At 54.9% G+C, this 20,128-nt stretch carries 18 protein-coding genes; 9 read left to right on the top strand and 9 right to left on the bottom strand.

What is annotated here, in order from left to right; genetic code table 11:
- Nucleotides 1–54: 54 nt before the first annotated feature.
- Nucleotides 55–1,035, bottom strand: coding sequence for an ABC transporter substrate-binding protein (locus Q0835_RS11215; protein WP_298961114.1), 981 nt, complete (start codon nucleotides 1,033–1,035; stop codon nucleotides 55–57).
- 263 nt (nucleotides 1,036–1,298) lie between these two features.
- On the opposite strand from Q0835_RS11215, the gene gndA reads away from it, so the two are divergent.
- Nucleotides 1,299–2,723: an NADP-dependent phosphogluconate dehydrogenase gene (gene gndA, locus Q0835_RS11220; protein WP_298961117.1), complete on the top strand. Its 1,425-nt coding sequence runs from the start codon at nucleotides 1,299–1,301 to the stop codon at nucleotides 2,721–2,723.
- Between the two features lie 136 nt (nucleotides 2,724–2,859).
- On the opposite strand, the gene Q0835_RS11225 is transcribed toward gndA, so the two are convergent.
- The 6 genes from Q0835_RS11225 to Q0835_RS11250 all read right to left on the bottom strand — a co-directional run bounded on the left by Q0835_RS11225 (nucleotide 2,860) and on the right by Q0835_RS11250 (nucleotide 7,548).
- Nucleotides 2,860–3,849: an aldo/keto reductase gene (locus Q0835_RS11225; protein WP_298961120.1), complete on the bottom strand. Its 990-nt coding sequence runs from the start codon at nucleotides 3,847–3,849 to the stop codon at nucleotides 2,860–2,862.
- A 146-nt stretch (nucleotides 3,850–3,995) separates the two neighbouring features.
- Nucleotides 3,996–4,418 (bottom strand): thioredoxin family protein, encoded by a 423-nt coding sequence (locus Q0835_RS11230; protein ID WP_298961123.1) that lies wholly within the window; start codon nucleotides 4,416–4,418, stop codon nucleotides 3,996–3,998.
- 23 nt (nucleotides 4,419–4,441) lie between these two features.
- Nucleotides 4,442–5,158 carry a cytochrome c biogenesis CcdA family protein gene (locus tag Q0835_RS11235; RefSeq protein WP_298820106.1) on the bottom strand — a complete coding sequence of 239 codons (717 nt, stop codon included), beginning with the start codon at nucleotides 5,156–5,158 and terminating at the stop codon, nucleotides 4,442–4,444.
- 129 nt (nucleotides 5,159–5,287) lie between these two features.
- Nucleotides 5,288–6,106 carry a sugar phosphate isomerase/epimerase family protein gene (locus Q0835_RS11240; RefSeq protein WP_298961126.1) on the bottom strand — a complete coding sequence of 273 codons (819 nt, stop codon included), beginning with the start codon at nucleotides 6,104–6,106 and terminating at the stop codon, nucleotides 5,288–5,290.
- A gap of 84 nt (nucleotides 6,107–6,190) precedes the next feature.
- Nucleotides 6,191–7,138, bottom strand: a complete 948-nt coding sequence (locus Q0835_RS11245; protein WP_298961129.1) for a glyoxylate/hydroxypyruvate reductase A — start codon at nucleotides 7,136–7,138, stop codon at nucleotides 6,191–6,193.
- Nucleotides 7,135–7,548, bottom strand: a complete 414-nt coding sequence (locus Q0835_RS11250; RefSeq protein WP_298961131.1) for a VOC family protein — start codon at nucleotides 7,546–7,548, stop codon at nucleotides 7,135–7,137. The genes Q0835_RS11245 and Q0835_RS11250 overlap by 4 nt, the downstream gene beginning before the upstream one ends.
- A gap of 90 nt (nucleotides 7,549–7,638) precedes the next feature.
- Here Q0835_RS11250 and Q0835_RS11255 point away from each other — a divergent pair, with 90 nt between their 5' ends.
- The 4 genes from Q0835_RS11255 (at nucleotide 7,639) to Q0835_RS11270 (ending at nucleotide 11,962) form a co-directional block, all read left to right on the top strand.
- A complete protein-coding gene (locus Q0835_RS11255) occupies nucleotides 7,639–8,496 on the top strand; it encodes a LysR family transcriptional regulator (RefSeq protein ID WP_298961134.1) in 858 nt (285 codons plus the stop codon).
- A 489-nt stretch (nucleotides 8,497–8,985) separates the two neighbouring features.
- Entirely contained in the window at nucleotides 8,986–9,978 is a 993-nt protein-coding gene (locus Q0835_RS11260; protein ID WP_298820116.1) for an ABC transporter substrate-binding protein, read from the top strand.
- 75 nt (nucleotides 9,979–10,053) lie between these two features.
- Nucleotides 10,054–10,938: a proline/glycine betaine ABC transporter permease gene (locus tag Q0835_RS11265; protein WP_298961137.1), complete on the top strand. Its 885-nt coding sequence runs from the start codon at nucleotides 10,054–10,056 to the stop codon at nucleotides 10,936–10,938.
- A complete protein-coding gene (locus Q0835_RS11270; protein ID WP_298820118.1) occupies nucleotides 10,931–11,962 on the top strand; it encodes a glycine betaine/L-proline ABC transporter ATP-binding protein in 1,032 nt (343 codons plus the stop codon). Before Q0835_RS11265 ends, Q0835_RS11270 begins: the two co-directional genes overlap by 8 nt.
- Before the next feature lie 81 nt (nucleotides 11,963–12,043).
- Here Q0835_RS11270 and Q0835_RS11275 read toward each other — a convergent pair whose 3' ends face one another.
- Nucleotides 12,044–13,552: a TolC family outer membrane protein gene (locus Q0835_RS11275; protein WP_298961140.1), complete on the bottom strand. Its 1,509-nt coding sequence runs from the start codon at nucleotides 13,550–13,552 to the stop codon at nucleotides 12,044–12,046.
- Between the two features lie 670 nt (nucleotides 13,553–14,222).
- On the opposite strand from Q0835_RS11275, the gene Q0835_RS11280 reads away from it, so the two are divergent.
- Nucleotides 14,223–14,894: a GntR family transcriptional regulator gene (locus Q0835_RS11280; RefSeq protein ID WP_298961145.1), complete on the top strand. Its 672-nt coding sequence runs from the start codon at nucleotides 14,223–14,225 to the stop codon at nucleotides 14,892–14,894.
- 13 nt (nucleotides 14,895–14,907) lie between these two features.
- Here Q0835_RS11280 and Q0835_RS11285 read toward each other — a convergent pair whose 3' ends face one another.
- Nucleotides 14,908–15,948, bottom strand: a complete 1,041-nt coding sequence (locus tag Q0835_RS11285; RefSeq protein WP_298961148.1) for a substrate-binding domain-containing protein — start codon at nucleotides 15,946–15,948, stop codon at nucleotides 14,908–14,910.
- Nucleotides 15,949–16,197: 249 nt separating this feature from the next.
- Between Q0835_RS11285 and Q0835_RS11290 the strand changes: the two genes are divergently transcribed.
- The 3 genes from Q0835_RS11290 (at nucleotide 16,198) to Q0835_RS11300 (ending at nucleotide 20,096) form a co-directional block, all read left to right on the top strand.
- Nucleotides 16,198–17,565, top strand: coding sequence for an ABC transporter substrate-binding protein (locus tag Q0835_RS11290; RefSeq protein WP_298820126.1), 1,368 nt, complete (start codon nucleotides 16,198–16,200; stop codon nucleotides 17,563–17,565).
- A gap of 141 nt (nucleotides 17,566–17,706) precedes the next feature.
- Complete coding sequence (locus Q0835_RS11295) at nucleotides 17,707–18,948, top strand: sugar ABC transporter permease (protein ID WP_298961150.1); 1,242 nt, start codon at nucleotides 17,707–17,709, stop codon at nucleotides 18,946–18,948.
- Complete coding sequence (locus tag Q0835_RS11300) at nucleotides 18,948–20,096, top strand: carbohydrate ABC transporter permease (RefSeq protein WP_298820132.1); 1,149 nt, start codon at nucleotides 18,948–18,950, stop codon at nucleotides 20,094–20,096. Before Q0835_RS11295 ends, Q0835_RS11300 begins: the two co-directional genes overlap by 1 nt.
- The last annotated feature ends 32 nt before the right edge of the window (nucleotides 20,097–20,128 follow it).

The following is a 20,128-nucleotide window of genomic DNA, read 5'->3' on the forward strand; positions in this document are numbered from 1 at the left end:
CAACGCAGTGCGAGGAAGCTCGCACTGCGTTGTTTCTCGGGGTGAGATATCTCCTCAGCCGCCGAAGATTTCGCTGAACTTCAACTTGTTGGCCTGATCTTTTTCAAGAGCCGAGACCGGGTCGAAGTCCATCAGTTTGATCGTATCGCGTGCAGGAAAACCTTCCGGTGCCTTCACTGCCGGATGTGCAGGAAGATACCCTTGCGAGGCAGCCAGTTTTTGACCTTCCTCGGAGATAAGGAAATCAACAAAGGCTTTGGCAGCGTCCGGATTTTGTGCCGTGGACAGGATTGCGACCGGCTCAGTTACGGCTGAGACGCCTTCTTCCGGGAAAACAAATTCTACCGGGGCACCCTTGAGCTTTTCGCGGATCGGCAGGAAGTCGACAACAAATCCATAAAGCTTCTCACCGCCGGCGACCGCCTTATAGGTTCCGCCATTGCCGCCCTTCGGATTGGCGCCCTGCTCCGCAAGGCCTTCATAGAAAGCCCAGCCCAGATCGGGATTGGACGTCAAGGCGGCCATATGGATCGTTGCAGCACCGGATGTCAGTGGCGACGGCATCGCCAGTTTGTCTTTCGCTTGTTCCTTCAGGAGATCCTTATAGGAGGTCGGCTTCATTGGCGCGTTGGTGTTGTAGACAATGCCTGTGGTGATCAGCTTGGTAGAGAAGTAGGTTTTATCCTTGTCCATGATCGCAGGGTCATATTCAGCAACGTCTGCGCCCTCGTGCGCCATCAGGCGGCCTTCTTTTTTCAAGCCTTCCATTGTGACCATGTCGGCAATCAGAAGGACGTCCGGTTTTGGCGCTCCGGCTTCGAATTCGGCGCGCAACTTGGCCATCATTTTAGTGGTGCCATCGCGAACCCATTCGACTTCGACACCCGGATGCTTTTCAGCAAACGCATCAACGGTGGCCTGTGCGTCGGCATTTGGCTGGGAGGTGTAGAGTACAAGTTTGCCTGTTACATCCTCAGCATAGGCGGATACGGACGCCGCAGCGAAGAGGCCGGCTGCAATCAGAAGCTTTTTCATTTAACAGATCCCTTTGGCTGAGCCGCGTTGGTTCTTGCGGTCAGGCAATCGGGTATCAGTCTTGTGTGACAGATTTTTTCGACCACTGGACAATAATACATGGCCTTTTTGGGAATCCTGCGTGACCCTCCGTGTTTCGAGAGGGAGGGCCTGAAGGGCGTTCCTCAAATTGTGTTCGCTTGTATGCAAGGATTGCCGGATGCGCACCGGTCCGCTATCACCGCTGCACACGGTTCTAAATCGATTTGAGAAAGGCGTTGTTCATGAGCTCTGAAAGTGCTGTCGCGGAAATCGGGCTGATTGGTCTTGGCACAATGGGCGGCAACCTCGCGCTCAATATTGCCGAGAACGGATTTCAGATAGCGGTCTATAACCGCACTGCCGAGAAGACAGATCAGTTCATTGGAAAAGCCGGCGCACTTGCTGACAAGCTTGTGCCTTCGAAGACGCTTGAGGACTTCGTTGCATCAATCAAGTCGCCCAGAGCCGTGATCCTGATGGTTCCAGCTGGCGAGGCTGTCGATGCACAGATTGAAGCGCTGCGCCCTTTGCTTGATGGTCAAGATCTGATTATCGATGCAGGCAATGCCAATTATCACGACACCAACCGCAGGGCGGCGAAGGCTGCGGAAAAAGGTCCGCGTTTCATGGGCATTGGCGTGTCTGGCGGTGAAGAAGGCGCGCGTTTCGGTCCGTCTATCATGGGGGGCGGTGCAAAGGATGCATGGGACCAGGTCGGTCACATCCTAGAAGCCATATCCGCAAAACACGAGGAGGAGCCCTGTGCTGCCTATCTCGGTGAAGCGGGGGCCGGCCACCTCGTGAAAACCGTTCATAACGGTATCGAATATGCCGACATGCAGATGATTGCAGAAGTTTATGGCGTCATGCGCGACGGCTTTAGGATGAATTCTTCCGAAATCGCCCGCGTTTTTGAAAAATGGAATGGGGGCATTCTCCAGTCCTACCTGATTGAAATTTCGGGAAAGGTTGCCGGAACCGCCGATCCGGAAACCGGCCGACCGATGCTCGACATCATTTTGGACAAGGCCGGGCAGAAGGGCACCGGACGCTGGACCGCAATCGAGGCTCTGATGCTGGGAACACCGGCAAGTGCCATTGAGGCTGCCGTCGCGACACGGAACATGTCGGCGAGATTGGGCGAGCGTCAGGCAGGCGAAGCCGAGTTCGGCGCGGCACCCAGTGAAATGGACCGGGAAGCCGTGACAATCGATGCATTGGAAGCAGCTCTGGTTGCCGGCAAAATCGTTTGTTATGCGCAAGGTTTCGGGCTGATCCTGGAAGCCGCGCGGCAATATGGTTGGGCGATGCCGCTGCCGCAAATAGCACGTATCTGGCGTAATGGCTGTATCATCCGTTCAGCCATGTTGAATGACATGTCTGCAGCACTTGCAGATAATTCAGAACGCAATCTGATGCTGGCTCCGTTCTTTTCCGACAAGTTGAAGGAGACAGAAGCGATGCTGCGTCAGGTGGTGGCCCAGGCGGCGCTTCACGGCCTGCCCGTTCCGGCCCTTTCAGCAGCGCTTTCCTATTTCGACATCATGCGTACCGGCAGGTCGACCGCAAACATGTTGCAAGGTCAGCGCGACTTCTTTGGAGCGCATGGCTTTGAACGCACGGACAAGGATGGTGGAGGCTATCACGGTCCCTGGGCGATGGGTTGAGCAGACTGTCTGAAGGTCTTCTGCGAATGCAGCACTTATGACCCGTTGAAGTAGGCACGGCGGCCATTTTGGCCGCCGTTTTTGCATTGGCTATTGGAAATCTTTCGGTCCGCCATCAAGTCTGGCTGGCGCCCGATCAGAGTTCCTTTTCGACATAGTCCTCGTGTTTGGGACCAATGAGGATGTCGATTTCAGAAACAACAGCTTTTGGAAGTGCGCCGAATTTCAGGGCCCCGGCAAGATCCTGGATCTGGGCAACCGTTCGGGCACCGGGCAAGGGAAAATTGCGGTCTGATTTTGCCCAGAGCCAACCAAGTGCGCCTTGAGGCAGCGACCGGCCATCTGACTGGAGCAGGTCGCGTACTGCGTCCAGTTTTTCCAGAAACTCGATGTTTGGCTTGCCGTCTTTGTAATAGGTCAGCCACATCTGTTCCGTCGATCGGATGTCATCTTTCGGCATGACGGAACCTTTCCGATAGTTTCCGCCCAGCAGACCCATCGCCAGGGGAGAGCGAATGAAGGCAACAAGGCCTTGCTGCGCGATCGCCCTGCGGATTTTGGGTGTATCGCAAAAGACGTTTGTGCCGTGCTCTACGGCCACCACACCGTCTCTCTTCGACAAGGCTTCGACATTGCCTGTGAAGTCAGTGCTCCAACCATAGCCACGAATCTTTCCTTCAATGCGTGCTTTTTCCATCTCTTCGAATATCGGCATCGCGCGATCAATCGGCAGTGAATTCAGATGGAGAAGGACGATGTCGAGGCAGTCGCGCTGGAGCCGTTTGAGGCTGTTTTCAATCGCTGGAAGCACGCTGTCTGCACTCGCCTCCTCGCCGAGAATTTCTTTTGTGGTCTCGTCGATTGCCAGGCCCAATTTACTGACAATTACAGCCTCAGGACGATTGCGGAGCGCTTGGCCGAGCAGCTTCTCCGCATGTCCAGCGCCATATGCTGCCGCAGTGTCGAATAGGGTAATACCGCCCTCCAGGGCGGCGTGAATGGTGCGAATGGATTCAGCGTCGTCGCTGTTTGCATATCCGAGCGGACGCCCGTCCTTGAACATGGGCCCGCCGATTGGCCAACACCCCATCCCGAGTGGCGAGATCTCTTTTGAAAAAATTTGCATGTCACTATCCTGTCGTTTCGGCAGGAAAGTGCCATGCACCTGGTTGCGCATCCATAGAACAATCTGAAACTGTCGTTTCAGGATTGAAACGAACTCTGAAGAACCGCGTCACGATGGTCATCAACGGTTCTTGGCAGGTTCTGAACTCAGCTTCCGGCCTGGAGGCCTGTGTCCATCAGTGATTTGATTTGAGCTTCGCTTGTACCGGCAACAATGCGCCCAAGCTCCTGATTGCCTTTCAATACAAGCAAAGTGGATCTGCGCGGAATTTTCCGCGAAGTGGTGACTTGGTGCTGGCGATAGTCGTCCCAGTCGACACGAACAAAAACCATCGCCTGATCATAGGCCGGATTGGCTCCGCGAAGGGCATTGATCACGCGTTCCTGACGGGCACAGGTTCCGCACCATGATGCGGCGTAATCCACGAACACTGTCTTGCCTGCAGAAAGTTCCTTTTCGATAAGGCCGGGCGCGTAATCCAGTGTTTCGCTCGCAAATGCCGCGTTGGGCAAAACTGTTGCCGCTAGTCCGGCAGCTGCAGATGAGAGGAGGAAGTGACGGCGGTTCATCGGGTATCCTTTCCAGTAAAGGTTCAGAAACGAACAGACAGGTCCTGAAGCCAGATCGGCATGACGCTCATTGCCCAGGCATCGACCATATGATGGACGTTGAAAATCAGCAGCACGCCGACCGTCAGGAACACGAGGCCCATAATGGGTTTGGATTTTTCAGCCAGGCCGCGCAACTTGTCGGTTCGGCTGCGCAGAGTTTCACGAGCACCCAGTCCCAACCCCACGATCAGCGTAGAAACACCGAGGGCGAAGAAACACATAATGAGTGCTGCCCAGAGGAGACTTTCTCCCTGTGAGGCAAGTGCAATTGCACCTCCAAGTGTCGGCCCGATGCAGGGTGACCAGACAGCACCGAGAAGGATGCCGCCAAGGAACTGGCCACGCAGGCCGCTTGTGTCGGTGGATTGCATTTTCTGGCCGGCGGAACCGGAGAAACCCGCTGCAGCGAGTTCAAACCGTTGGCTGAATGCAGGCACCAGCAAGACAAGACCGAAAACGATCATCAAGGTGGCGCCGACTTTGGACATCAATTCTTCGGTCAGACCGATGGCGTAACCCAGTGTGGATATCAGCATGCCGACGGTGACGAAGGAAACGCTCATACCGGCGGCAAGCGCGACGGGCGCACGCCGGTCGGCGTTCAATGCGGATGCCAGAACGATGGGCAGGACCGGCAGGACGCAGGGATTTATAAGTGTCAAAAGGCCTGCGAGATAAGCGAGTGGAAGTTCAAGCATATGGTCCGGACAGTGCTCGTCTATTGATCACAAAAGCCGGCCGGTTTCAGCCGGTCGGCACAGCACCGTAGATAGGTCAGCGACAGGTATATGTCCCCTAAAGTCTGATCACAAATTTGTTGGCTGACCCTATTGGGCCAGACCGAGCGCTTTCATGTTTGCGATCGAAGCCGGAAGCTTTGCGTGATCCTTGATTTCGACAATCAGGCGAGGGTCGCTGTCGAGTTTCCCGATCGCATTGAAGACTGAATGCCAGTTGATGTTGCCTTCACCAAGTGCCCAGTGCCGGTCGGCGTAGCCATCTGCATCCTGTAAGTGCATATGACGGAGTTTGCTTCCAGCGGCCTTGACGAAATAATCGACGGGTGGCGCACCGGTGGAACCGTGGGCATAGTGTGCATGGCCGGTATCGATGGATATCCTGACTGCTTTTGAGCCGAAGCTTTCCGCAAGTTCGACGCGGGCGTACGGGTCCTTGTCCTCGATATTTTCAATGACCAGTTCGCAGCCGATGTCTTCCGCGCGTTTGACTGCGTTCTTCATCGTCAAATGACAGAGTTCGATCTTGCGGTCCCTTGCGTCGTCGTAATTGTCGAGATTGTTGTGATCCCAGGTGGAATAGGGACTGTGAACCACCATATGGGTCCCGCCCAGGGCTTCACAGACTTCCAGTCCTTGAAGCAGACGCTTTTTGACGATCTCGCGAATGTCGATATCAACCGGGTCGATGGTAAAGCCCCAGAATGGGCCATGAATGCCAACGCGGCCGGTGTGACCGTCAAGAAGCGCCTTCGCCTCGTCGACCAGCGGTTGCCAATCACCATTCAGCGTTTCAGCCGGCCAGAAGTCCTGAAGTTCAAGATCCCGTTGCTTTTCGAGCATCAGGTTCCGATGCGTTTTCAGCGAGGTCACGTTCAGGGCTGCGCCCAAAATAGGAAGGTCTGGCATGGTGATACCTGTGTTGATTGTAGCTGTTGCCAATCAGATAAGTTGCAATCCTTGACACTATTGCGACGTTTGCATCGTCTTGTTTCAGTATCCCTTTTTGCGGTCGACGCTTTCAGGCAGGCAACCTGTCTGGAAAAAGTGCCTGATGTTGTCTGCGACGATTTGGGACGCGGTCGACGTAATTGTTGGTGCGGAAATATGCGGCAGGATGGTCACATTGCTGTTGCTCCACAGAGGACTTTCGGGAGGCAATGGCTCACTGTCGAAGACGTCAAGGACTGCGTGGCTCAATTGCCCGCGATCCAGGGCTGCGATCAGCGCGGGCGTTTCAATGATCGGGCCGCGCGCAAAATTAATGACGGTGGCTCCGGGTTTGCAGTGTTCAAAGGCAGTTGAGTCGAGCAGACCGCGCGTTTCGTCCGTCAATGGCATCAAAAGCACAAGACTGTCAGCCTGCTTTAAAACGGCTTCCAATCCGTCTTGGCCACAATAGGTCCTGATGTCGTCAAGTGACTTTTCGCTTCGGCTCCAGCTGATGACATTGAAGCCGTTTGATTTCAGTCTTCTGGCGGATGCAATGCCAAGCTTGCCAAGGCCGAGAATGGCAATGGTGCGGTGCGCTGGGAGTAACAGCTCATGTCCCAGCCAGACCCGCTGGCGTTGCTGTGTCATGTATTTCGGCATATCCCGGTGAAGGTATAGCGACCAGGCAAGCACGGCCTCCGACATGGTCTCTGCCATCTGGGGATCCGTCAGGCGCACAATCAATGGGCCATCTTGGGGCAGTTCAGCGGTCAAGCGCTCAACGCCGGCCCAGAGGCTTTGCACCCAGACCAAATTTGGCATTGCTGCGACTTTGGCAGGATCCGGATTGGCAACAATTGCAACGGTAGCCCGAGAGCGTTCCTGTTCACTCAAAGTGTCGAAGGCTTTGACTTCGGCAATATCCTTCAAGGCAGTCGGCAAGGCTGTGCTCCAGGCCTTGCGCTCGTCCTCATTTGCTTCGGAAACGAACGGCACAATCGGTTTCATCTTTCGAAGATCCCCGCAGCGTTGGCGAAGCCTTTTACTTCTATCGGGTTCCCGGACGGATCCAAAAAAAACATTGTGCTTTGTTCCCCGGTCTGGCCCTCGAACCGGATGGTCGGGGTAACAACGAAATCGAGGTTAGCGGCTACGAGCCGTTGCGCAAGAGCCTTCCACTCTTCCATGCCCAGCACAACGCCGAGATGGGGCATGGGAACCATATGGTTTCCTACCTTGCCGGTGTTGGTTGTTTCAAATGGCTTGCCAAGATGCAGCGAGAGCTGGTGTCCAAAGAAATTGAAATCCACCCAGGCTTCAGTGCTGCGTCCTTCCTGGCAGCCGAGCAGGCGGCCGTAAAACGCACGTGCTTCATCGAGATCGGTTACGTGGTAGGCGAGGTGGAAGCAGGGTTGCATGAGTTTCTCCAGAAATGTGTGTGCTCGTAGTAGCAGAACCAATTCAAAACAATTACTATCTTTTTGCTTCTTCTTTCATAGGCAAATGTTTTGGATACGCGATTTCTGGAAAGCTTGATTGCCGTCGTTGAAAGTGGCTCTATTGCCGGTGCCGCGAGGACGCAAAACCTCACTGCAGCGGCTGTCAGCCAAAGAATACGCGTTTTGGAAACCGAACTTGCCTGTGAACTGCTCGTCCGGACCTCTCATGCGGCACAACCGACACCAGAGTGTCTTCGCGTGTTGCCGGCGGCCCGAGAACTTGTACAGGCTGCACAGCGGTTACGCTCTGCTACAGATGCTGAAGGTTTGGGTGGGCCTTACCGTCTCGGGGCAGTCTCGACCGTCCTTGTTGACTACGGCCCCACTGTCATCGACGTCTTCAGGGAAAGAGCGCCTAAGGCAATGCTCACCATTCGGCCGGGCACCTCCCGTGCCCTCTACCAGGATCTTGTGGCGGGCCACCTGGATGCGGTTCTGATTTCCGAACCGCCTTTCTCGTTGCCAAAGAGCTTGCGCAGCAGTTTGTTCTGCGAAGAAACGGCGGTTCACATTGCTCCTGCAGACGCGGATCAGAAGACCCCCGGTGACGCTGACTTGCCCTGGATTGTCTATGACAGGGAAGCCTGGGGCGGGCGCGTTATCTGGAATGCCTTTGAGCGGAAATTTCGCCGTGGACATATCCTTTGCGAACTGGATGGATTGGAGACGATTGCACAGATGGTGGCGAGTGGAGCCGGTCAGGCAATTGTGCCGGAATGGCGTGGCCTGATTGCTCAGAGGTCCAACTTGCAGGAACTGTCAATGACAACTTCTGCAGTGCGCAAGATGGTTCTTGTTCATCCAACTGCGTCTGTTGTCGCCTCTCTGACGGAATTGGTGCTCGCAGCGATTGCCAAAGCGCCTTGAAAAGAGATTGCCGCATTCAATACATCAACCCATGGGTGTAGTTTTGAGGGTTCCGCGAGGTCAGCAAGAATCACTTCTTTGAAAGAAAACTAAAATTCATGACGATTGTAGGCATAAAAATGTCGCTTGAGGGCGCGCTATTGAAATTAACGATATGATTGCAGGGTGAATTGGGACTCTACTGTTGTGCTAACGGCTTCTTAGTGCAATGGTAAAGCGTGTTGAGCTTCGAGCTGGTTTAAATACCGGCGATGATCCCATTCGGTTACGTTTGGCTCATCAAAGCGGCTGCAGAGCAAGAGTAGCGTATAAGCGTTAGATGAAGGCTAAATTAAAAATAATTGATATTCATGCCTTCAAGTCGAAACTTCGTTTCTTGCTTGATATACTTTCCAATTGGAAGCGCGGATGCGTGAATACTTCGCGGAGAGAATTTGCGAACTGCACCCAAAAACACAATCAGCAAAAAGACTGGACAGGAGTGTTCCTATGAAGAAGTTGTTTGCCACAGTCGCCGCGACCGCGCTGGTCGGGATGGCGTCGTCAGCCATGGCCGAAGACTGCGGCACGATCACCGTCGCTGAAATGAACTGGGCGTCTGCAGGCGCAATCTCCCAGATCGACAAAATCATTCTCGAGAACGGTTACGGCTGCAATGTCGAGCTCGTTGCCGGTGACACGATGCCGACGTTCACTTCCATGAACGAGAAGGGTGAGCCGGACATGGCTCCCGAGCTTTGGATCAATGCCGTACGCGAACCGCTCGACCAGGCTGTTTCGGAAGGCTCCCTGATCATCGGCGGTGAGATCCTCAACGAAGGTGGCGTTGAAGGCTTTTGGGTGCCAACGTTCATTGCCGAGGAACACGGCATCAAAACCGTCAAGGACGCTCTTGCCCGTCCGGATCTCTTCAAGGGAGCGGAAGACGACAGCAAAGGTGGCTTCTTCACATGCCCGACCGGCTGGAACTGCCGCATAACCACCGGCAACCTGTTCCGGGCATTCGGCTTCGACGAAGCCGGGTTTGAAATGGTCGATCCGGGTTCCGCTGCGGGCCTCGACGGTTCAATTGCCCGCGCCAACGAGCGCAAGGAAGGTTGGCTTGGCTATTACTGGGCGCCTACCTCCATTCTCGGCAAATACGACATGACGTTGCTCGACTTTGAAGTGCCGCATGACAAGGCCGAGTGGGATAAATGCACCGTGGTCGAGGACTGTCCGGATCCGAAGCCGAATTCCTGGGTCAAGTCCGAAGTCTTCACAGTTGTGACAGACGATTTTGCAAACAAGGCGGGTCCTGCAATGGACTACATCAAAGGCCGTACGTGGGACAACCGTACAGCTGGTAAGGTGTTGGCATGGATGAGCGACAATCAGGCGGCCAATGAAGACGGTGCTTATTACTTCCTCGAAAACTTCGAGGATGTATGGACCCAGTGGGTCAGCCCGGAAGCTGCCGAAAAAATCAAGGCATCGCTCTAAGCTGCCGAGACGAGACTGGAGCCCGCGCTAATGTGCGGGCTTTTCATTTGGGGCAAAACCATCGGGACGACACAGATGGACTGGATCGAATTTCCCTCGCTTAGCCGGGGCACCTTGCTAACAATCAAGAAAACCATTGATGGATCATTCAAGGAGTTCACCAGGGCGTATGGTGACATCATCGACAAGATGTTTGATCCGTTGCAGGACTTCCTGATTTTTCTTGAACAGCTACTGATCAACTCTCCCTGGCCTATTGTGCTCGCAGCATTTGCTGTGATCATTTTTCTGCTGAGCCGGAAAGTGTCCATCGTGATCGGCACGGTCGTTGCGCTTGTTCTGATTGGGGTCTTCGGGCTCTGGGAAGACACGATGCGCACAGTCGCCATGGTGACGGTATGCACCATGCTGGCGATCGTTCTGGGCATTCCGATCGGTATCCTCATGGCGCGTTCTGATCGTGTCCAGCGGATGGTCAACCCGGTGCTGGATTTGATGCAGACCATGCCGAGCTTTGTCTATCTGATCCCGGTGGTCATGATCTTCGGAATTGGCAAGGTCCCAGGTCTTATCGCGGTCGTGATCTATGCAATCCCGCCAATGATCCGATTGACCAATCTAGGGATCCGGCTTGTCGATCAAGACGTGCTTGAAGCCGCAGATGCCTTTGGGTCCAATGCGCGACAGAAACTCATGAATGTCCAATTGCCACTGGCGCTGCCAACCATAATGGCAGGTATCAACCAGTGCATCATGATGTCTCTGTCCATGGTCGTGGTCGCGTCGATGATCGGTGTCAAAGGGCTTGGCCAAGAAGTTCTCAATGCGATTAACAACCAATACCTGACGGCTGGAATGTTGAGTGGTCTCTCAATTGTTTCAATCGCAATTATCTTTGACCGTGCGACCCAGGCTTATGGCAAGCGCCTTCAAAAACACTCGGAGGTCGTCCATGGCTGAGGCAACTGGTATTGAGATCAAGAATCTCTACAAAATTTTTGGACCGAACGGCAAAGAGATGGTCCGGAAGGTCAAGGAGGGCATGTCGAAGACGGAATTGAACGAAAAGTTCAATCACGTACTCGGTTTGAACAACATCAACATTTCGATGCCAGGAGGTAAAATCGAAGTGGTGATGGGATTGTCAGGATCGGGTAAATCTACCTTGATCCGGCACATCAACCGGCTGATCGATCCGACGGACGGTGAAGTCCTTTATGGCAACGAGGACGTCTGCAAGATGTCCCAGGATGAGCTCCGCGAATTCCGTCGCCACAAGACCGCCATGGTGTTCCAAAAGTTCGCCCTGCTGCCGCATCGAACGGTAATGAAAAACACCGTCTATGGACTGGAAATCCAGGGCGTGCCGATGAAAGAGGCGGAAGAGCGGGCAGCCCGCTGGATCGCGCGTGTCGGTCTGGAAGGCTTTGAGGATCATTATCCGAACCAGCTTTCCGGTGGCATGCAGCAGCGCGTCGGCCTGGCGCGTGCGTTGACCAACGACGCCGATATTCTGCTGATGGATGAAGCGTTTTCAGCCCTCGATCCGTTGATCCGCATGGACATGCAAACCGTTCTGCTGGATCTGCAGGAAGAGCTGCACAAGACCATCGTCTTCATCACCCACGATCTGGATGAGGCGCTGAGGCTTGGCGACAAGATTGCAATTCTTCGGGATGGTGCCGTGATTCAGCAGGGATCGGGCCAGGACATCGTTCTCAATCCTGCCGATGCTTATATCGCCGACTTCGTGAAAGAAGTGAATCGAGGGCGCGTGATCCTTGTCGAAACGGTCATGGACAAATCCAAAACCGTTGAAGGCGGACTGACCATCGAAAGCGGCATTATGCTTGAGGAGGCTGCAAAGACCTTCGCAGAGACCGGCGAGGGCGAGGCCTGTGTCGTCAATGGCGATGGAAAGCCAGTCGGTGTCCTGAACGTCCAGGACACGATCAGTGCCATGGTGACACCTGCCAGCCACTGACATGCGCTTCGATTAGATTTTCAAGGCCCCGGAGGAAAATTCGGGGCCTTGTCATTTTTGGAGCCGAATTGGAAGTGCTGGTCAGTTCCCTGAACGATAGGGCCAGGACAGCCAGTTGATCCCGCCCGGGCCTTTCCGGCCAGTATCAACCGCATTCGCGTCAGCCAGTTCCATCTGAACAATGTCGTTTTCAGTCGGACCAAGCCGAAGATCCCAGGTGTTGAATTCAGGGATCAGCCTGCCGACTGCCGCCGGGCGTTCTTCGATGATCGAGAAATGTTGCGGGGCCAATCGCCCTATGTTTGCCAGCAGGAAGAAATCGGCAATGCGCGCATCATAGCGGGCACGGACATGATCGACCTGGCTCAAAAGCAATTCCCGTTCGCCATCCAGTACGTCGAGCAGGGACCTCTGCCCGCTGTCGAACTCCACCTGGAGCCCTTTCACAGCACGCCGATTGGCTTCAATGGCGCGTTTGCCGGCTTTGGCCCGCAATCGGGATGCCGTTCGCTGCTTCATCGCGCGAATGACGTTCTCGCGAATGATCTGCTGCGTGTCGTCGAGCTCATATTCTTCTTGAGCTGCCGTGAACTTGGCTCGCTTGACGGAGGATATGTTGCGCCCACCAGTAAAGAGCGGGGCTGAGACACGTACACCGAAGCGGAAATCCTCTTCGTCCTGATTGCCAAGGTTGCCGCGGTATCCGTTTTCCCATTCACTTTCCAGAGATACGCGCGGAAGCATGTCTCCGACCGCGGCCCGCGCTGCGTATCGGGCTGCGCGTGCATCTGCAGTTGCAGCGCGTATAGAAGGGTTGTTTTGAAATGCGATCGTAATCGCATCATCCAACCCTCCAGGTTCCAGCGTTTTGGGAATGCGGGGCCAACCCAACTTGCCGGGTTTTTGTCCCGTCAGTCGTTCATAGAGCGCTTCCGACGCTTCCAGGTCACCGACCGCCTGGTCCGAATTACCTTGTGCTTCGGCAAGTCTGGCAAGGGCCTGCTCGATGTCGGTCTTCGTGGCGTCGCCTGACTTGTACCGCGCTCGTGCAGCCTTCACCTCGCGTTGCACCACGCCCGTATAGTCTTTCAGGCGTGCGAGAATGGCCCTGTCCCGAACCACACGCAAATAAGCGTCAGCCGTATTGAGCAGCAGTGTTTGCTCAACGCCAATCAGCTGATTGCGGCCGGATTCGGACTCTTCATGCGCCTGATTGAGCCTGTTGACACCTGCAAAGCCCTGAAAAAGGGTCTGCGACATGGAAACGCCAAGTTCGTGGAAGAACGCACGGTCGCTCGACCCGCTTCGCGTTTCATAGGCATTTTGCTCGCCAAGATAAGATCCGGTTACCGTCGGCAGGAATTCAGATCTGGCTGTCCAGACGCCCTGGTTCGTGGCCTGGTAGCGTGATCTTTCAGCTTTCAGACCCGGATTGACCGCATATGCCGATGCCATTGCTTCTTCGAGGGACTGCCCATGTGCCGGCAGACTGGCGATGGCCACAGCGAACAAAGAGACCCCGGCCATAGCACGAGCCAGCAGGGAAGTGATCCCCGGCGGCTGGTCGGTAGGGCTTGAAAGAGTTGTCATGCTGGTACCAGTTTGGCTATCTGCGCCAACCGTAGTTTTTTATGGTTAATCAAAGGTAAGCCGATGTGCGAATTATCACATGTTCATTCGGCGAGAAATTCAAATAAGTATTTGTTTTATTTGAAGAAAAATTGAATCTCTATGAAAGTACGCGCATTTCTTTGCAAGGTTAAACAGAGGCTTGAGAAAGGCATTGTCAAAAGCTGCAAAAATCTAAACTGAGCTGTGCGCAATAAAAGTAAAATTCACGTCGAATACGTGTCTATTCTCAAACTTCCGCGGAGTGCCATTTTTCTGTTTCGAAGCCGATGACGACGTCGCAACCTTGACCTGACCGGACGCAGAAACTTTGCGTCGCGTTTGATATCTCTGCACAAATCGGGTCCGCAGTCTTGCGGTATCGGAGCACCCTGAGAGTTCCAACTGTCGCCAATTCACCGAGTTGGAGGTCTGGCTGCTGCATGACGACCTGACTGGTGGCTGAAGTGCCAGAGAAAACGAGGTCGATAAACTTTTATCGATAATATTATCGATGATGAATTGATTTGCATCCAAAACGGTATTGCTGCGCCAGCGGGACGATCCCGTCGCTTGCTGCTGTGTGGCCCGTTCAGGTATCGAGCCCGAACAGGATTTTTCAATTTGGACAAAGGTTTGGGTGTTGTTGTCGATGTCATCAAGAGCCAAAGCAACACGTGTTGATAGCGCCTACGATCGGCTGAAGTCAGATATATTGACGGGCATGCTGCCACCGGGTTTTCAAGCGCCCGAGCCGGAAGTGGCAAGCCGGCTTGGCATGAGCCGGACGCCCGTTCGCGAAGCGCTTATCCGGCTTGAGGCGGACGGGTTGGTGGAACTCATTCCACGGCGCGGGGCGCGGGTCATTCCCGTAACCGGTAACGACATTTGCGAGGTCTTCGAAATCCTGTCTGTTCTGGAAGCGCTGGCTGCACAGCGCGCTGGCGAGAACGGCGCAGCCCAAGATGTATTGGCGGAAATTGAAACAGTCAGCGATGAGGCCGACCAGGCGCTTGTGGCCAAGGACATTGATGCCTGGGCGCAGCTTGATGACAAGTTCCACCGGCTCGTAGCCGAAGCGAGCGGCAACAACCGTCTTGAAGCTGAAATCAATGGGTTTCTCGATCAGGTGTTTCGGGCAAACACGGTCTTGCTGCGGTTGAATCAAGCACCGGCTTCATGTGCGGCCGATCACCGTAAGCTCAACGCCGCCATCAAGTCAGGGGATGGTGTTTCCGCCTGGGAAATTGCCCGCAGCCACCGCCTCAACGGCTTGAAAACCATGAGGAAGCTGTTGCAAGACTGCGGTCTCACTCAAGTATAGGCGCAACAGGAACTCAATCCTTTGCCGGGGCGGGGCCCGTGGACTGCCCGATGATCAATTCTGCGTCCAGATGCAGCGATGACGGTTCACTGTTGGGGTCTGCGATCATGGCCAGCAGAAGCTCAGCCGCCTTTTCTCCGGCGTAACGAACAGAGGACCTTGTGCAGGTGAAAATCGGAACTTCGCCGCTGTTTGGAAGGAAAGAAAGCGCATCGTCATGCGTTATGATCGAAACATCCTTGCCGGTGATAAGGCCGCATTGGCCTATGGCGCGTGCAACGCCAATAGCTGAAATCATGGACGATACCAGGAACGCGGTCGGCGGATTATCCGATTTCAGCATCTCCATGGCATTGTCGCATCCGTAGGGTTCAGTCATGTCGTTGCTGCGCATCAGGGCTGGGTCCGGGCTCAGGCCTCGAGCCTTGATGGCGTCTTCAAATCCACGTCGGCGCCTGCGGGCGAAATCCATGTGTTCAAGGCCATTTAGAAGCGCGATACGAGTGTGGCCGAGGTCAAGCAGCAGGTCTGTTGCCCGTTGGAATGCCCGGCGGTTGTTCATGTCGATCCAGCTGGTTTCGGATTCAGCGCCAGCGATGCGGCCATGAACCACGAAGGGCAGGTTCAGGTCCTTCAGGATCGCATGCCGGTTCTCATTGTGAGCAGGACCGTGCACGATGACGCCATCTGCTTTTTTTCGTGACGCGATCTGCCGGTAGGCTTCTTCCTCCTGGTCGTCTTCAACGACCGAAATGATCATGTCATAGCCGTGCTTGGAATAGGTCTCACCGGCACCTGCGATGAATTCCAGGAAGATCGGGTTCATCATTTCATGGATCGAGCGCGGAATGACATGGCCTATGGCCATAGATCGCCCGGTGGCCAGACGCCGGGCCTGACTGTTGGGTGCGTAGCCTAGCTTGTCAGCCATCTCGGCAACGCGCTTTCGGGTTTCGGCACTCACCTCAGGGTAGCCGTTCAAGGCGCGGCTGACTGTCGTTTGTGACAGGTTCAGCCGCTGTGACAAAATTTTAAGATTTACGCCCTTGCTCATGCTCGCCCAAAACGCTTTGAAAGCGCCCTCCCTTCAGGCAGTTATTGAAATCCAACATTAATTGGTGAGTTGCGTGCTTGACAAGTCCGGTCTGTGGAGACATGTTGAAGGCGAAATCCAAAGCGGTTTGGATGCACGGTTCTGGTAGGATTACCGACATTCATCGATGTGCGGGTGTTGCTGCCAGGTGGTGAGTTGTGCCACTTTTGATGGAGGGCCCCAGGATAGGGGCAATCTGGGAGGATTGAGATGAAATTTCGTTTGATGGCCTGCACTGCAGGTATCGCGCTCAGCCTTGCTTTTGGCGCCGGAGCGGCGTCTGCGGCTGACTTGAAGTTCCCGGTGGGCGAAGGTCCTTTTAACTGGGACAGCTACAACAAATGGGCGGAAAGCGCTCCTGATCTCAAGGGCCAGACCGTCACAATCGCCGGTCCGTGGCTGCAGCCGGAAGATGGCTATTTCCGCAGCGTGCTGGCCTATTTCGCCGAAGCAACCGGCGCTGAAGTCATCTACACCGGCTCAGACTCCTTCGAACAGCAGATTGTGATCGATGCCGAAGCGGGTGCTGCGCCGAATATCGCCGTTTTCCCGCAGCCTGGTCTTGCCTCAGACATGGCCGCCCGTGGATTGTTGACGCCGCTACCTGAAGGTATGGGTGGCTGGGTCGCAGACAATTACGGTGCCGGTGACAGCTGGGTTAATCTTGGTACCTACCAGGACAAAGACGGAGCAGATCAACTTTATGGTTTCTTCTACAACGTCAACGTAAAGAGCCTTGTCTGGTATGTGCCTGAAAACTTCGAGGATGCAGGCTATGAAGTGCCTGAATCCATGGAAGACCTCAAAGCATTGACCGAGCAGATCGTTGCGGATGGTGAAACGCCGTGGTGTATCGGTCTGGGATCTGGTGCAGCCACGGGTTGGCCGGCAACCGACTGGGTGGAAGACATGATGCTGCGGACCCAGTCCGCCGATGTCTATGACCAATGGACCAAAAACGAAATTCCGTTTGATGACGAGCGCGTGGTCGCTGCCATTGAAGAGTTCGGATGGTTCGCGCGTGACGATGCCAAGGTCGCCGGCGGTGCGAATGCTGTTGCGTCGACCGATTTCCGGGACAGCCCCAAAGGGCTCTTTTCCTCGCCTCCACAGTGCTACCTGCACCGTCAGGCATCCTTCGTTCCGGCTTTCTTTCCCGATGGTGTTGAATTCGGGTCAGATGTCGACTTCTTCTATTTCCCGGCTTATGCCGAGAAAGACCTCGGAAACCCGGTTCTGGGTGGCGGTACTCTGATGGCGATCACAAGCCCATCCGATGCCACCAACGAACTGATGAAGTTCTTCCAGCTGCCGCTGGCACATGAAGTGATGATGGCCCAGACAGGCTTCCTGACCCCGCACAAGGGCGTTAACCTGGAAGCTTATCTCAACGACACTTTGCGCGGTCAGGGTGAAATCCTCATCAACGCCACAACCTTCCGCTTCGACGGATCCGACCTGATGCCTGGTGGTGTTGGCGCCGGTACGTTCTGGACCGGCATGGTCGACTACACAGGCGGCAAAGACGCCAAGGAAGTGGCGAGCGAAATCCAGAACAGCTGGGACGCTCTCAAGTAAGCTCCTCCAATGGCCGGCCCACTCGTGGGGTCGGCCTTTTTTATCCGATCAGCGGCAATTGCCGCGATCCGAAAGTTCCTTGCGACTGGATGCCCCCGGCAAGCCGGGCGTGTCCCCATAATCAAATGGGAGGGAACGGCCGTGCTGACGGAAAATCCAGCAGTATTGGGCCTATTAACCATCGTCATCGGCGTTGGTGGGTGCCTGGGATATTTCTATTTTTCAAATCTGATCCTCGACAAGCTGATCTTTCCTGCTTCAGGACCGAAAGCAGGATCCAACATCAACAGGGCAAACATGGTTCGTCCATGGCTGTTTCTGTTTCCGGCGATCTTCGCGCTCACGCTCTATCTGGCCTATCCGGTTTTTGAGACGCTGCGCCTGTCGTTGACAGACCGGGATCAGGGTGGTGCCTTCGTCGGCCTTGCCAACTATCATCAGATGATGGCAGAGCCGAAGTTCTGGGAAGCTGTTCAGAACAATATGCTCTGGCTGATCATTGTGCCGGCGGCTTCAACAGCCTTTGGATTGCTTGTTGCCCAGCTGACCGACCGGATCAAATGGGGCAATCTGGCGAAATCCTTGATTTTCATGCCGATGGCGATCTCGTTTGTCGGCGCTTCGGTGATCTTCAAACTGATTTACGATACGCGTCCAGCCGATCAGAACCAGATCGGCGTCTTGAATGCGGTCTGGTTGAGATTTGACGGCGGCATCGGATCTGTTCTGTTTCTTCAGGTTCTGCCGAGCCTCGTCCTGTTGGCCTTTGCAGGTATCGTGGCCTATGTGGCCTGGATCTTTGCGCGCGGGATCGTCGCAAAGGGTGAAGACAAATCGGTCTGGCTTTTGCCGCTGCGCCTTTTTGTTGCCGTTGCAGGGCTCTGGTTGATCTGGACGTCGCTCAGCTCACTGCTCGGTATCTGGACAACCCAGCTGCCTTACGGCGAACCGCAAACCTGGCTGACAATCCCGCTCTGGAACAGCTTTCTCTTGATGGTGGTTCTTATCTGGATCCAGACCGGATTTGCCATGGTGATCCTGTCAGCGGCCTTGCGTGGAATTCCGGAAGAAACGGTCGAGGCCGCGATCATCGATGGGGCCAACCCGTTCCAGGTTTTCTTCAGGATCAAGGTTCCGCAGATCATGGGAACGATCGTTGTCGTTTGGACGACGATCACGCTGACAGTGCTGAAGGTGTTCGACATCGTGTTTGCCATGACCAACGGTCAGTGGGAAACCCAGGTTCTGGCCAACTACATGTATGACAAGCTCTTTCGTGCCAACGACTGGGGCGTTGGATCGGCGAGTGCGATCATCATTATGGTTCTGGTCACACCGATCCTCGTCTGGAACGTCTACAACGCCCGCAAGGAGATGAAGTGATGGCCAGTATCGCTGGAAAAAAATCCGGCCTGACATGGGCCGTGCAGATTTCCGTTGCCGCGCTCGTCCTGCTCTGGCTGTTTCCGACCGTCGGGTTGTTCGTGTCGTCCTTCCGGACCGCCGACCAGATTTCGAGTTCAGGCTGGTGGGCAGCGCTCTTCCCTGCCGAGCAGAACGAAGTCTATCGTGCTTCAGACCCTGACGACACGCGTGTGGCCGACGGCGACAATTTTGTCGTGACCGGAAACATTTTCGAAGGTGACCCGCGTGAAATCAGATCCTGGGGCGTGTCTTCGCGCGACGTCTCAGCGTATCAACCGGGCGAAACGGCGGAGATGAAGGACGGTGAAACACTGACACTCGAGTCGGACGGGAATTATGTCTGGCGTGGTGACGACAAGCAGTTGTCCGGCCGTGGTCAGCGTATTTTCATTACCGCGACGGTGCCTCCGGATTTCACAACCGGGAACTATGAAACCATTTTGTTGTCCGGTTCCGGCCAGGACAATATGGCCAAGGCGTTCTTCAACACCCTTACCGTGACCATTCCAGCAACGATCATTCCGATTGTTGTGGCCGCCTTCGCTGCCTATGCGCTCGCCTGGATGGAGTTCCCTGGACGGGCTCTGCTGATCGCGGCGGTTGTCGGCTTTCTTGTCGTGCCGTTGCAGCTGGCGCTCATTCCTTTGCTTCGGCTGCACCTGGAGATCGGTATCGGCAAAGGCTATCTCGGTGTCTGGCTTGCACATACGGCGTTCGGAATGCCGCTCGCGGTCTATCTGCTCCGAAACTACATGGTCGGATTGCCGCGAGACATCATCGAGAATGCCAAGGTTGACGGAGCAACGGATTTTCAGATCTTCACCAAGATCATTCTACCGCTCAGTTTTCCTGCGCTGGCTTCTTTCGCGATCTTCCAGTTCCTGTGGACCTGGAACGATCTTCTCGTCGCCAAAGTGTTCCTGATCGACTCGACCGGTTCGACAACCGTGATGACCAACCAGATCGTGGAACTTCTCGGAACCCGCGGAGGGAACTGGGAAATTCTGGCAACTGCGGCCTTCGTATCCATCGCCGTGCCGCTCATCGTGTTCTTCGCGATGCAGCGTTATCTCGTGCGGGGACTGCTCGCCGGATCGGTCAAGTAACATGAACATTTTCTACAATCGGGAGGAGCCGG

Origin of the sequence: uncultured Roseibium sp. (assembly GCF_947499295.1) — a bacterium.
In the GTDB taxonomy this organism is placed as follows: Bacteria; Pseudomonadota; Alphaproteobacteria; order Rhizobiales; family Stappiaceae; genus Roseibium.

Coding starts and splice junctions, on each gene's coding strand:
- Q0835_RS11215 (WP_298961114.1), bottom strand. CDS start 1,035: ATGAAAAAGCTTCTGATTGCAGCCGGCCTCTTCGCTGCGGCGTCCGTA.
- gndA (WP_298961117.1), top strand. CDS start 1,299: ATGAGCTCTGAAAGTGCTGTCGCGGAAATCGGGCTGATTGGTCTTGGC.
- Q0835_RS11225 (WP_298961120.1), bottom strand. CDS start 3,849: ATGCAAATTTTTTCAAAAGAGATCTCGCCACTCGGGATGGGGTGTTGG.
- Q0835_RS11230 (WP_298961123.1), bottom strand. CDS start 4,418: ATGAACCGCCGTCACTTCCTCCTCTCATCTGCAGCTGCCGGACTAGCG.
- Q0835_RS11235 (WP_298820106.1), bottom strand. CDS start 5,158: ATGCTTGAACTTCCACTCGCTTATCTCGCAGGCCTTTTGACACTTATA.
- Q0835_RS11240 (WP_298961126.1), bottom strand. CDS start 6,106: ATGCCAGACCTTCCTATTTTGGGCGCAGCCCTGAACGTGACCTCGCTG.
- Q0835_RS11245 (WP_298961129.1), bottom strand. CDS start 7,138: ATGAAACCGATTGTGCCGTTCGTTTCCGAAGCAAATGAGGACGAGCGC.
- Q0835_RS11250 (WP_298961131.1), bottom strand. CDS start 7,548: ATGCAACCCTGCTTCCACCTCGCCTACCACGTAACCGATCTCGATGAA.
- Q0835_RS11260 (WP_298820116.1), top strand. CDS start 8,986: ATGAAGAAGTTGTTTGCCACAGTCGCCGCGACCGCGCTGGTCGGGATG.
- Q0835_RS11265 (WP_298961137.1), top strand. CDS start 10,054: ATGGACTGGATCGAATTTCCCTCGCTTAGCCGGGGCACCTTGCTAACA.
- Q0835_RS11270 (WP_298820118.1), top strand. CDS start 10,931: ATGGCTGAGGCAACTGGTATTGAGATCAAGAATCTCTACAAAATTTTT.
- Q0835_RS11275 (WP_298961140.1), bottom strand. CDS start 13,552: ATGACAACTCTTTCAAGCCCTACCGACCAGCCGCCGGGGATCACTTCC.
- Q0835_RS11280 (WP_298961145.1), top strand. CDS start 14,223: ATGTCATCAAGAGCCAAAGCAACACGTGTTGATAGCGCCTACGATCGG.
- Q0835_RS11285 (WP_298961148.1), bottom strand. CDS start 15,948: ATGAGCAAGGGCGTAAATCTTAAAATTTTGTCACAGCGGCTGAACCTG.
- Q0835_RS11290 (WP_298820126.1), top strand. CDS start 16,198: ATGAAATTTCGTTTGATGGCCTGCACTGCAGGTATCGCGCTCAGCCTT.
- Q0835_RS11300 (WP_298820132.1), top strand. CDS start 18,948: ATGGCCAGTATCGCTGGAAAAAAATCCGGCCTGACATGGGCCGTGCAG.